An 11,850-nucleotide genomic window follows, 5' to 3' on the forward strand; every position below is an offset into this window, starting at 1 on the left:
CGCCCGCACCCGACGACTGTCCGGTGTGCGGGCGAGCTCACCCCGAGAAAACCGCAACGACACCGTTTGCCCTTCGACGTAACTGAGGAGCCGGGCATGACCCAGACCATTACCCCCACGGCGCCGTCTCGCGCAGCGAGCGCCGTCTCGCGCGACACGCCCGCCATCGAGTTCGACAACGTGTCGTGCCGCTTCATCTCGCCCGACGGCAAGGCCACCGTCGCGCTGCGCAACTTCAGCATGTCGGTCGCGCGCGGTGAATTCGTCGCGATCGTCGGTCCGACCGGCTGCGGCAAGTCGACCACGCTGTCGATGATCACCGGCCTGCTGCGCCCGACCGCGGGCAGCGTGCGGGTGATGGGACAGCCGGTCAACGGCATCGATCCGCGCATCGGCTTCGTGTTCCAGAACGATGCCGTCTTCCCGTGGCGCAGCGTGCGCGAGAACGTGGCGGCGGGCCCGCTCTTTCGCGGCCAGTCCAAGGATGCCGCCTACGCCCAGGCCGACGAATGGATCAAGCGCGTGGGGCTCGACAAGTTCGGCAGCCACTACCCGCATCAGCTCTCGGGCGGCATGCGCAAACGTGTCGCGCTGGCGCAGACGTTCATCAACAACCCCGAGATTCTGTTGATGGACGAACCGTTCTCCGCGCTCGACATGCAGACGCGCACGCTCATGCAGGACGAGCTGCTGCAACTGTGGTCGTCGACCTCGGGTTCGGTGGTGTTCGTGACGCACGATCTGGAGGAAGCCATTGCGCTGGCCGATCGCGTGTTTGTGCTCACGGCGCGTCCGGCCACCTTGAAGAACGTCTACACGATCGACTTGCCGCGCCCGCGCGTGATGTCCGAGATTCGCTACGAGCAGCGCTTCATCGAGATTTCGCGCGAGATCTGGGCCGACCTGCGTGAAGAAGTGAAGATCGGTTGAACGAGATCGGATGAACGAGTTTTCGCGGCCCACGGGGTCGCATCAGTGAATCGACGGGCCGCGTTGCCGGGAGTTGCAGCGCGTGCCTTTGCCGTCAGGAGGAGGGCATGAACATGAGTGAACAGGCCGTGCTGGCAGGATTGGGCGACGCCGATCTCGCACGCGAGGAAGCCGCGGCGCAACGTCGCATCAAACAACGTCGCGCGCTGGTGATTTTCCTGCGCGTGGCGATTCTGGTGATCGGGCTCGGCGGCTGGGAACTGGCCGCGCGCGTGGGCTGGATCGATCCGTTTTTCTTCTCGCAGCCGACGCTGATCGTGCAGCAGATCTATGACTGGTGCGTGGAAGGCACTTCGCAGGGACCGCTCTGGACGCAGGTGCTCGTCACGCTCGAGGAAACGGTGCTCGGCTTCTTTATCGGGGGGATTGCCGGCGTCATTTGCGGCATCGTGCTCGGACGCAACAAGCTGCTCTCGGACGTGTTCAGCCTCTACATCCAGATCGCGAACTCGATCCCGCGCGTGGTGCTCGGTTCGATCTTCGTGATCGCCTTCGGCCTGGGCATGGCCTCGAAGGTCGCCCTGGCGGTGGTCATGGTGTTCTTCGTGGTGTTCGCCAACGCCTTCCAGGGCGTGCGCGAAGCGGACCGTTACATGATCGCGAATGCGCAGATTCTTGGCGCGTCGCGTCGTCAGGTCACGATGTCGGTGGTGATTCCGTCGGCCCTGTCGTGGATTCTCGCGAGCTTGCATGTGAGCTTCGGCTTCGCACTGGTGGGTGCCGTCGTCGGTGAATTCCTCGGCTCGAAGCAGGGCATCGGGCTGCTCATCTCGACCGCGCAGGGGGCTTTCAATGCCAGCGGCGTATTCGCGGCGATGATCGTGCTCGCGGTGGTGGCGCTGGGCGCGGACTATCTGCTTACATCGCTCGAGCGCCGTTTGCTGAAGTGGCGGCCGGCCGCGTTCACGACCGAGTAAGCGCGACCTTGCCCGATGTGGCAAGACAAAGCAAAGCGGCGCCACCTTCGCAGGTGGCGCCGCTTTTCCTTTGGAGACGCGCCGGCGCATCGTCCGGCGCGTGTCGGTCAGATGTTGAGCTTCGTGACCTTCGTGCCTTCCACGTTCAGGTTGGCCATCAGGCCGGCATTGGTCATCACGATCACTTCCACCGGCGACGTCGCCGTATTCAGATCGACGGCGCCGTTCGCGCCGACCTTGACCAGCGCGACCGAGGCGTCGGCGCCGGCCGTCCAGCCGTCGGTGCGCTGGAATTTATCGAGGGCGTCCTGCGTCATGAACAGGAAGATCACGGCCTTCGACTGCGCGCCGATCTGCAGGCCGAACGACGCCGTCACGGTGTTGTAGTAACCCCTGGTCGCACCGCCCACACGCAGCGCGCCTTCGCCATATTCGCCGCCCACGACGAAGCCCGCTTGCAACACCGACGGGAACACCAGCACGCCGCGGGCCTTGTTCACGAGCTCGCGCGAGCCCTTCACCGACGCATACATCTTGTCGAGCGCGCCGTTGACGGCGGCGTCGATTTCACGGCGCTTGTTCGCGTTGGCGCCGGGCGCGCTGTCGCCCTTGTCAGCTTGCGACGGCGTGGTCGTGGTACAGCCGGCCAATGCGAAAGCGGCGGCGGCGACAGCGACGGAAGTTTTCATCAGGAATTCGCGTTTTTGCATTTTCTCCCTCCAGGTAGCGTGTACCGCCTCGCGGGGGCGGGGCGGCTTGGATGCGGATAAAACGTCATGCCGTCGGGCGGCCCCACAGGGCCCCGCGTCGCGGCAGTGAAGCGGATGATAAGGGCAATGTTTCGGCATCCGATGTGACTGCGACGACGTTTACGGCGTCGCATTCAGGCACGTACTGCGTGCGGCCCGTCGCGCCGGTATCTCGCGATATTGCACGGTTACGAGATCCGGGCGCGGCGCATCGGCATGACGACGATTATGGGGTCTCTGTCGGTATTGTCAAGAAAAGCGCGCATTAAGTTCCGCTAACTTGTTGCTAACGTCGGCTAACTTGTAGGAGTCCGCCTACGTGCACTTGCGCATGTATTCTTCCTTGAGCGCCTTGCGCGGGTTTGTGCGTGTAGGAATGTCGACGCGATTGCCCTCGGGCGAATCGACGCGCTTCTTGCGCGTGTACACCGGCTTGTCCGGCGTGTTGGCAATCTTGTCGGCGAGGGCGCGGCATTCGTCGCGAAGCGAGGGGGAGGCGGCGCCCGCCGCGCTGGCCTGGGCGGCGGCCTGATCGCGTGCGGCTTGCGAGCATTGCTCGGGAGGAAGTGAACGACCGAGGCTGTCGAAGCACACTGGCGTCTGCGCGAATGCGATGCCGCTCGCACCGAACAGTATCGCGGCGGCGGCGGTTTGCCACCAGTGCCGGGACAGACGTTTCGGAGTCCTTGCACTTGCGTCGGGCGGTACCGGCGCGAGGGCGGGGCGAGCGCAGGACAAGCACATCGGGGACAGCGTGGCGGTGCGGCGTGGCATCGTCGATCTCCTCAATGGACCCCGCCGTTGCGCGGGTGACCTATTCTGGCATCGCCCCGGTCGGATTGTCGATAGCCGCGACACGGTGTCGCGCGCCCGATAAATAGGTACGGTCGGCTGACGTTGTCGGCGCCGTTACGATCGAGTGACGGCAGGGTGCAACGCATTGAAAAGACTGACTACGCTTGGTGAATTGGCGCGCCCGACTGGAATCGAACCAGTGACCCTCGGCTTCGGAGGCCGATACTCTATCCCCTGAGCTACGGGCGCTATGCAGACCACCGGTGAGGAGTGCGCGAACGCGCTACCGGCAGGCAAAGAGGTAGAAGCATAGCGGTTTTGCGGCGCGCCGTCCATGCCCCGTGCATCGTCCTGCCCAACAATGCGGCATTTCGTTGCCGCAAGCCGCTCTCGCGCGGATTTCCTGTGGTTGCGCCAAGGCCACACTTTGCGCACGAAGCACGCGGAACACCGCTTTGCCTTTCGCGTAAGTTAGGGAAAATACGGGACTTTTGCGGCGTCCGCGCACCGCCTTGGCGTGTCATCCGCCGAGGGATTGTTGCTACAATGGTTCGTTATTTTGACTGGATGGCGCAAGGGCCTGTCGGCCGTCCGGTGTGATGCACTCGGTTTCCACAAAAACTATTGAGAGATCCCGCATGAGTGAAGCACATAACGAGCACGAGTCTCCGATCAAAACACCCAAGCAGCTCATCGCCGCCGTCGTTGCAGGTTTTCTGGTTCCGATCGTCATCATCGTCCTGCTGGTCAATTACGTAGGCAACAGCACCCTTCCCGCCGCAGGCAGTTCCGCCATGACCGAAAAGGCCATCGCCGAGCGCATCGCGCCCGTGGCCAAGGTCGAAGTCAAGGACGCCAACGCGCCACGCGTTTATCAGACGGGCGAGCAACTCTACAAGGCCGTTTGCGCTGCCTGCCACGCGTCGGGCGCGGCCGGTGCCCCGAAGGTCGGCACCGACGAATGGGCACCGCGCATCAAGCAGGGCTACGACGAAATGCTCAAGATCGCGCTGGCCGGCAAGGGCGCCATGCCGCCGCGCGGCGGCACCAGCCCCGACGATGTGACCGACTACGAGATCGGCCGCGCCATCGTCTATATGGCGAACGCCTCCGGTGGCAAGCTGCAAGAGCCGGCGGCGCCGGCCCAACCGGCGCCGGCCGCCTCCGGTGCCAGCGCTGCCGCCCCGGCATCGGGGGCTCCGGCCGCCGACGCCGGCGCAGCCGCGACCGCCGCCGCGGCCATGGCCGCGCTCAAGACGCCCGCCCCGGCTGCGGCCAGCGCGGGCAGCAATCTCGAGGCCGGCAAGAAGCTTTACGACACGGTTTGCATGGCCTGTCACGCCGCCGGCGTGATGAACGCCCCGAAGTTCGGCGACAAGGCCGCGTGGGCACCACGCATCGCCACCGGCATCGAAACGCTGCACAACGCGGCCCTCAAGGGCCTGAACGCCATGCCGGCGAAGGGCGGCGCCACCAATGCGTCGGACGACGACGTCAAGGCCGCCGTGGATTACATGGTGAGCGCGGCGAAGTAACCGGCCGGACGCCAGTGTGATGAAAAATCCCCGCTTCGGCGGGGATTTGCTTTTCGCTGCCGCTGCCGACGCAACGGTCCATGCGGCCGATGGCCCGGCGACAGGCCCGACACGCCCTAAACGCGCACGACCAACTGCGGATCGAATGCCGTGTTCTCGATGCGTCCCTCAAAGCAGTAACCACGCGGATTGCACAGCACGCGCGTGCGGCCGACCCGGTAATCGAACGAATCGTGCGTATGGCCATGGACCCACAATGCGGCGTCCGACTGATCGACGAACGACGTCAAATCCGAAATGAACGCCGGGTTCACGGGGGACCCGGCAAAGCGTGGATGAATACTCTGTGGCGTGGGGGCATGGTGCGTCACGATCACCGTCGGCCCCTCATGGGGCGTGGCGAGTGCGCGCGAGAGCCAGGCGACATTCTCGCGACATAGCGCGGCCGAGTCGTCCGGCGAGAAAAACGGCAGATCGGACCACGGCGCCGCGGGGTCGCCCACCCGGATGCGCGTGAAGTCGCGCACGAACTTCTTCGATTCCTCGATGACCATGTCGTGCTTGCCCTCGGCGTCGTACAGCGCGAAATCGGTCCAGAGGGTGGTGCCGATGAAACGTACGCCATCGATCACCACGGCCCCCCGTTCGAGCAAATGCACCTGGGTGCCCGCCGTCAGGCGCCGCAGCTCGGCAAGCGTGCCCGCGAGCGTGGCGCCGTAGAACTCATGGTTGCCAGCTACGTAGATGACGGGGCGCGAAAGTTGCTTCGCCCACTCGATGGCTTGCGCCGGACGGCTGATGTCGCCGGCGAGGATCGTGACGTCGGCATCGACGTCGGGAATGGCCAACGGCGCCACGGACAAATGCAGGTCTGACAGGATATGCAGTCTCACGCACCACGCTCCACAAAAACTCGGGGATGGGTGCCGCACACGCGCGTCGCAACGGTGTGTGCCGGACGCATTGCCAGCGGTGCGCCGCAGGTGTGGGCATTGGATCGAAATCGACGCAAACCGCGTGACGTTTCGCCCGTTTTTTACCGACTATCGCCCGCGCCGCGCCGATGGTCAAGATGTCTTTGGCTTCGAAAGGCTGCCCTCCTATAGTGAAACTTCACCTGACGAGTGGAGACGAGCCTATGCGAAAACTGTTGGTTGCTGTCCTGCTTTGTTTGACCGGTCTGACGGGGATGGTCGTGGCGTCGAGCCCGGCGGCCGCGTGTGACCCAACGTCTTCGAGTGGTGGCAAATAGCAGCAAGCATTGACTTCACGGCGTGCCTGCCGCCGCCGACAGCCCCGGCATGGACACCGCCGTTCCTCAGGCCAGCCCCCGCACGCGGGGGCTTATTCATGTCAGGCACCGGTCGACGACGGCGTTTTGTTGGCGCCACCGGCGAGCATCGCCTTCAGGCTGGCGAGCCGGTCCTTGGGCGACATCGGGGCGTCTTCGGGCGGCGGAGGCGGCGCTTCGTCGAGTTGCATCTCGGGCACGAAGCGCGAGATTTCGCACGAATAGGTCTCGCGCGCCCGCTTGCGCTTCTTGCACCACGACAACTGAAGCGAGCGCTGCGCGCGGGTGATGCCAACGTACATCAGGCGGCGCTCTTCCTCGATCTTCTCGGCGGTGACCTCTTCGTCTTCGCGAATGTGCGGCAGGATGCCTTCCTCCACGCCCACGAGGAAGACATGCGGATACTCGAGGCCCTTGGAGGCGTGCAGCGTCGACAGTCGCACGGCATCCGGGTCGTCGCCGTCGCGTCCTTCGAGCATCGACATCAGCGCGATGGTCTGCGTGAGTTCCATCAGGCTCTTGCCGTCGTCGTCGAGCCCGTCGGCGGTGTCGAAGCCGGTCGTCTGCGCTTCGTCGCCGCGCGTGCCCTTGCGCTTCATCCATTCAAGGAATTCGAGCACGGTCGTCCAGCGCGACTGGGCCTGGCGTTCGTCGAACGTATCGTAGAGGTAGGCCTCGTAGTGAACGCCTTCCATGAGATCGTCGATGACCTCGTTGGCCGGATCGCGCGCCGCGCGCGCCGCAATGCGCTGAATGAAGTCGCAGAACGCGCGCAGCGGTTCGAGCTGACGCGGTTGCAGCCGCGCTTCCACGGCGCCCATGTAGACCGCCTCGAACAGCGAGACCTTGGCCTGCCCCGCGAAGCCGCCCAGCACTTCCAGCGTGGTGCTGCCCACGCCGCGACGCGGGGTGGTGACGGCGCGAATGAATGCGGGGTCGTCGTCGGGATTGGCGAGCAGGCGCAGGTACGCGCACAGATCCTTGATTTCGGCCTTGTCGAAGAACGACTGTCCGCCCGAGAGAACGTACGGAATGCGTTCGCGCCGCAGCACCTGTTCGAAGATGCGCGCCTGGTGGTTGCCGCGGTACAGGATCGCGTAATCGCGAAACTCCGCGCGCCGCTCGAACTTGTGCGCCGAGAGCCGGAACACGACCGACTCGGCTTCGTGTTCTTCGTCGTTCATCGCGGTCACGGTGATCGGATCGCCCAGGCCGTGCTCGCTCCACAACTTCTTCTCGAAGATTTTCGGATTCTTCGCAATGACGTTGTTCGCCGCCGTGAGAATGCGCGACGTCGAGCGATAGTTCTGCTCGAGCTTGATGACCTTGAGCGTGGGGAAGTCGACCTGCAACTGCTTGAGGTTCTCGAGCGTGGCGCCGCGCCAGCCGTAGATTGCCTGGTCGTCGTCGCCCACGGCGGTGAATGCCGCGCGCTTGCCCGCGAGCAGCTTGAGCAGCAGATACTGGCAGGTGTTGGTGTCCTGGTATTCGTCGATGAGCAGATAGCGCAGCTTGTTCTGCCAGCGATCACGCACTTCCTCGTCGCGCTCGAAGAGCTGCGCGGGCAGCCGGATCAGATCGTCGAAATCGACGGCCTGGTAGGCCTGCAACGTCGCCATGTAATTGCGATAGACCAGGGCTGCCTGATGCTCGTCGGCGGTCTCGGCCGCGGCCAGCGCCACGTCGGGCGTGACCATGCCGTTTTTCCACAGGGAGATGGCGGTCTGCACGCCGCGGATCATCGCCTTGTCGGTCGTGCCCAATTGCTCCTGGATCAGGCCGAAGCAGTCGTCGGCATCGAGAATCGAGAACTGCGGCTTCAGACCGACGTGTTCCGCCTCGCGGCGCAAAATCTGCACGCCCAGCGAGTGGAACGTGCAGATCGTGAGCTGATTGACGGGCACCTTGCGCCCCTCCTTGCCGGGCGTGGTGAGTGTCTTGCCTTCGAGCTGCTTGGCCACGCGTTCGCGCATTTCGGCGGCGGCCTTGTTCGTGAACGTGACGGCGGCGATGTGCTTCGGCTCAAATCCCTTCGCTTCGATGAGCCACGCGATCTTTTGCGTGATGACGCGGGTCTTGCCGCTGCCCGCCCCGGCCAGCACGAGGCACGGGCCGTCGAAGTAGTGCGTGGCTTCGTTCTGGGCGGGATTGAGCGGAAAGGACGACATGGTGTGAAGCGGATGGGGTGAGCGCGGCAAGACGCGGGCGGTGCCGGCCATGTGCTGGCGTGCGCGGTGGTGGGCAAGTCTATCACGCGCGGCGCCCCCGTCCGGCACGTGAGCGCGACGCTTCAGTCGCGCCGGTTTTACCCCGCGAACGCGCTTCCCGTCGGGGCCCGCCGACTGTGGGGCGCGCGCGACGCCGGGTGGCGCGGCCGGTGCCGCGCGCTGGCGTCGACATAGACCGGGTGCCTATAATGCAAAACGTTGCCATCGTGGTGAGGTCGCCGTGCAATGTCCAACTTGTGGGACGAACAACGCGCCGCGCGCGCTGCACTGTGAGAAGTGCGGCGCCAGACTCGCGGATGCCGAGCCGGGTTTCCGGGGCGAGGGTCTCGCGGCGGGCGCCGTGGCCGGCGCGACGGCCGACGCTGCCGACAGCCGCCTGAGCGATTCGGCAAAGGCCACGGGTGCCGCCGGTGCCGCGTCGGCGACGCCCCCGAAGCGGGCTCGCGACCGGCGCGATCGGAAGGATGAGGAGCCGGGCTGGCTCAACGGCGCACTCGTTTTCGGTACCGCGGTGTTCGCCGCCATCGCGCTGCTCGGCATCTGGTGGAATCTGCGCGCGCCCTATGTCGACCCCGCACCCAAGGCGCCCGAGGGCATTGCGGTCGCGCCGTTCAACAATGGCAACGACGCGCCGTCGGCCGCCGCGCCGGGCGATACAGGCGCAGGCGCGCCGAACGAGGCGTCGGCCGCGCAGGCCAGGGCGCAGGCGCTCGCGGCGATCGATGCCGCAGCGTCCGGCGCCGCCGCCGATGTCGCGGCCGCGAGTCAGAGCGCGGCGCCGCTGACGGCGTCGGCCGCCACGGCGGCATTGACCGCCGCGGCGACCCAGGTGACGCCTCCCGCGCCGTCCGCCACCCAGTCCGCCAACGCCCCAGACGAGATGATGCAATTGTTGAGTCGACGCGTCGCGGGCGGCAAGTCATCTCAGCCGCCGACCGCCCCGTCGGATCTGCCGGCGCATTACGATGCGAACGACATCGGCGCGATTGCCGCGCAGAATACGCCGCCGGCGAGCGCCTCGGCGCCGCTGGCCGCCTCCGCGCCATCGGCCGCGAGCACGATCGCCGCCGCGCTTGCGCGATGCGAGCGCTATCGCTGGTACGAAGTGATACCGAAGCAACGCTGCATCTGGGCCATCTGCAATGGCAGGTGGGGCCGCGACGGATGTCCGGCGGGCGCCAATCCGGGGGAATCGCACTGACGGTATTTGTGCCAAATTGACAGTCCCCGGCTTTCCCCGTAAAGTGCGCGAGCGTGGTCGGGAGAGCGCACCGGGAAGCACATGCCGGGGCCGCCGAAGGGGTAATACCCACAAACTCTCAGGCATCAAGGACCGTCCACGCCGAAGGCTTTGCCTTCGATCTCTGGAGAGCGGTCGCGGCGTGCAGGGCACGCGGGCGATCCACCGAAGGGGCTGGCGGGATCGACATGGCGTGCGCGAGGCACACCGATCCGCCGGGCAATCTCTCAGGTACCAAGGACAGAGGGGTCATCTCGCCAACTGGCATTGCGTTGGGCACGTGTACGGACACGCGCCCCACGCGGTAAGTGCCGGTCGTCGAGATGACCCCTTTTGCATTTTCGGACGCTGGTCTCCGAAGATCCCGAACCTTGACACCTGACGGCCCGACGCCCCGATGACCGATCTCAAACGTACCCCGCTCAACGACACGCACCGCGCCGCCGGCGCTCGCATGGTTGACTTCGGCGGCTGGGACATGCCCGTGAACTACGGCTCCCAGATCGAAGAACACAACGCCGTGCGCACCGACGCCGGCATGTTCGACGTCTCGCACATGTGCGTGGTCGACCTGCACGGCTCGGGCTGCCGCGAATTCCTGCGGTATGCCGTGGCCAACAACGTCGACAAGCTGCAAACCCCGGGCAAGGCCCTCTACACGTGCATGCTCAATCCGGGCGGCGGCGTGATCGACGATCTCATCGTCTATTTCATCGCCGAAGACTGGTTCCGCATCGTCGTGAACGCCGGCACGGCCGACAAGGACCTCGCCTGGCTCGGCCAGCTCAACGCCCACGGCGACTACAACCTCACCCTCATTCCGCGCCGCGACCTGTCGATCGTGGCGGTGCAGGGGCCGAACGCGCGCGCCAAGGTCTGGCAGGCCGTGCCGGGCAGCCAGGCGGCGAGCGAAGCGCTCAAGCCGTTCAACGCCGCGTTCGCCAAGGACACCGCCTTCGGCGAGCTGATGATCGCCCGCACGGGCTACACCGGCGAAGACGGCTTCGAGGTGATCGTGAATGCCGATCACGTGGTGGCCCTGTGGAAGGCGCTGGTCGCGCAAGGCGTGCGTCCGGCCGGCCTCGGCGCGCGCGACACGCTGCGTCTGGAAGCCGGCATGAATCTGTACGGACAGGACATGGACGACGACGTCTCGCCGCTCGACGCCGGCCTGGGCTGGACCGTGGAGAAAGAGAGCGAGCGCACGTTCGTCGGCAAGGACTCGCTGATCTCGCGCGGCCAGACGTGGCGCTTCGCGGGCCTCGTGCTCGACGGCAAGGGCGGCGTGCTGCGCGCCCATCAGGTCGTGGTGACCGACGCCGGCAACGGCGAAATCACCAGCGGCACCTTCAGCCCGAGCCTGCAGCAATCGATCGCCTTTGCTCGGCTGCCGAAGGGCGTTCCCGACGGCGCCATCGTGCAGGTGCAAATTCGTGACAAGCAATTACCCGCACGTGTGGTCAAATTACCGTTCGTGCGTCACGGCAAGGCCGTGGTGGCCTGAGCAACACACCGGCACCACGGCACGGCGACACGATTTTCCGATAACCGAATACCCCAATCACTGAATTCCGGAGCGTCAACATGGCGAATATCCCCGACAACCTGAAGTACACCGAATCCGACGAGTGGGCCCGTCTCGAAGCCGACGGCACCGTGACCGTGGGCATCACCGATTTCGCGCAGGAATCGCTGGGCGACATCGTGTTCGTGGAGCTGCCGGACACCGGCCGCACCGTCGCCCGGGACGAGGCATCGTGCGTGATCGAGTCGGTCAAGGCCGCCGCCGACGTGCACGCGCCGATCAGCGGCGAGATCATCGAGACGAACGCCGAAGTGCCGGGCTCGCCCGACATCGTCAACGCCGACGCTTACGGCAACTGGCTGTTCCGCGTGAAGCCCTCGAATCCGGCCGAGCTCGAAAAACTGCTGAGCCCGGAAGCCTACGCGAAGAAGATCGGCGCCTGACGTTGCCGAACGACGCCCCGCGGGCTCCGGCTCGCGAGGCGTCGCCAGCCCGGCACCGTTACCTGCCCTTCGCGCACCACGCGCACCACGCGCACCACGCGTACCCGCGCAACCGAGCAACTGAGCAACTGAGCAAC

At 65.6% G+C, this 11,850-nt stretch carries 10 protein-coding genes, 1 tRNA gene and 2 riboswitches; of the genes, 6 read left to right on the plus strand and 5 right to left on the minus strand.

Going from position 1 to position 11,850, the window contains the following annotated elements:
* Positions 1-96: 96 nt before the first annotated feature.
* Together LV28_RS24765 and LV28_RS24770 are read left to right on the plus strand one after the other, a co-directional pair.
* Entirely contained in the window at positions 97-930 is an 834-nt protein-coding gene (locus tag LV28_RS24765) for an ABC transporter ATP-binding protein (protein ID WP_023598399.1), read from the plus strand.
* A gap of 107 nt (positions 931-1,037) precedes the next feature.
* Positions 1,038-1,907, plus strand: coding sequence for an ABC transporter permease (locus LV28_RS24770; RefSeq protein ID WP_023598400.1), 870 nt, complete (start codon positions 1,038-1,040; stop codon positions 1,905-1,907).
* A gap of 107 nt (positions 1,908-2,014) precedes the next feature.
* Here the strand turns inward: LV28_RS24770 and LV28_RS24775 are convergent, their stop codons facing one another.
* The 3 genes from LV28_RS24775 to LV28_RS24785 all read right to left on the minus strand — a co-directional run bounded on the left by LV28_RS24775 (position 2,015) and on the right by LV28_RS24785 (position 3,700).
* Positions 2,015-2,617: a BPSL1445 family SYLF domain-containing lipoprotein gene (locus LV28_RS24775; RefSeq protein WP_023598401.1), complete on the minus strand. Its 603-nt coding sequence runs from the start codon at positions 2,615-2,617 to the stop codon at positions 2,015-2,017.
* 354 nt (positions 2,618-2,971) lie between these two features.
* Positions 2,972-3,430: a hypothetical protein gene (locus LV28_RS48595; RefSeq protein WP_025250102.1), complete on the minus strand. Its 459-nt coding sequence runs from the start codon at positions 3,428-3,430 to the stop codon at positions 2,972-2,974.
* Between the two features lie 194 nt (positions 3,431-3,624).
* Positions 3,625-3,700, minus strand: a tRNA-Arg gene (locus LV28_RS24785).
* 389 nt (positions 3,701-4,089) lie between these two features.
* Here LV28_RS24785 and LV28_RS24790 point away from each other — a divergent pair.
* Entirely contained in the window at positions 4,090-4,986 is an 897-nt protein-coding gene (locus LV28_RS24790) for a c-type cytochrome (protein ID WP_023598403.1), read from the plus strand.
* A gap of 116 nt (positions 4,987-5,102) precedes the next feature.
* Here the strand turns inward: LV28_RS24790 and LV28_RS24795 are convergent, their stop codons facing one another.
* Positions 5,103-5,879: a metallophosphoesterase gene (locus LV28_RS24795; protein ID WP_023872608.1), complete on the minus strand. Its 777-nt coding sequence runs from the start codon at positions 5,877-5,879 to the stop codon at positions 5,103-5,105.
* Between the two features lie 460 nt (positions 5,880-6,339).
* Positions 6,340-8,445 (minus strand): UvrD-helicase domain-containing protein, encoded by a 2,106-nt coding sequence (locus LV28_RS24800; protein WP_025250104.1) that lies wholly within the window; start codon positions 8,443-8,445, stop codon positions 6,340-6,342.
* 280 nt (positions 8,446-8,725) lie between these two features.
* Here LV28_RS24800 and LV28_RS24805 point away from each other — a divergent pair, with 280 nt between their 5' ends.
* The 3 genes from LV28_RS24805 to gcvH all read left to right on the plus strand — a co-directional run bounded on the left by LV28_RS24805 (position 8,726) and on the right by gcvH (position 11,713).
* On the plus strand, positions 8,726-9,706 hold the full coding sequence (locus LV28_RS24805) for a zinc finger Ran-binding domain-containing protein (protein WP_023872606.1): 981 nt from the start codon (positions 8,726-8,728) through the stop codon (positions 9,704-9,706).
* 48 nt (positions 9,707-9,754) lie between these two features.
* A riboswitch (glycine riboswitch) is annotated at positions 9,755-9,851 on the plus strand.
* An 8-nt stretch (positions 9,852-9,859) separates the two neighbouring features.
* A riboswitch (glycine riboswitch) is annotated at positions 9,860-9,999 on the plus strand.
* 143 nt (positions 10,000-10,142) lie between these two features.
* Positions 10,143-11,249: a glycine cleavage system aminomethyltransferase GcvT gene (gene gcvT, locus LV28_RS24810; protein ID WP_023872605.1), complete on the plus strand. Its 1,107-nt coding sequence runs from the start codon at positions 10,143-10,145 to the stop codon at positions 11,247-11,249.
* An 80-nt stretch (positions 11,250-11,329) separates the two neighbouring features.
* Positions 11,330-11,713, plus strand: a complete 384-nt coding sequence (gcvH, locus tag LV28_RS24815; RefSeq protein WP_023598408.1) for a glycine cleavage system protein GcvH — start codon at positions 11,330-11,332, stop codon at positions 11,711-11,713.
* Positions 11,714-11,850 lie beyond the last annotated feature (137 nt).

Source organism: Pandoraea pnomenusa (genome assembly GCF_000767615.3).
In the GTDB taxonomy this organism is placed as follows: Bacteria; Pseudomonadota; Gammaproteobacteria; order Burkholderiales; family Burkholderiaceae; genus Pandoraea; species Pandoraea pnomenusa.

Coding starts and splice junctions, on each gene's coding strand:
- LV28_RS24765 (WP_023598399.1), top strand. CDS start 97: ATGACCCAGACCATTACCCCCACGGCGCCGTCTCGCGCAGCGAGCGCC.
- LV28_RS24770 (WP_023598400.1), top strand. CDS start 1,038: ATGAACATGAGTGAACAGGCCGTGCTGGCAGGATTGGGCGACGCCGAT.
- LV28_RS24775 (WP_023598401.1), bottom strand. CDS start 2,617: ATGCAAAAACGCGAATTCCTGATGAAAACTTCCGTCGCTGTCGCCGCC.
- LV28_RS48595 (WP_025250102.1), bottom strand. CDS start 3,430: ATGCCACGCCGCACCGCCACGCTGTCCCCGATGTGCTTGTCCTGCGCT.
- LV28_RS24790 (WP_023598403.1), top strand. CDS start 4,090: ATGAGTGAAGCACATAACGAGCACGAGTCTCCGATCAAAACACCCAAG.
- LV28_RS24800 (WP_025250104.1), bottom strand. CDS start 8,445: ATGTCGTCCTTTCCGCTCAATCCCGCCCAGAACGAAGCCACGCACTAC.
- gcvT (WP_023872605.1), top strand. CDS start 10,143: ATGACCGATCTCAAACGTACCCCGCTCAACGACACGCACCGCGCCGCC.
- gcvH (WP_023598408.1), top strand. CDS start 11,330: ATGGCGAATATCCCCGACAACCTGAAGTACACCGAATCCGACGAGTGG.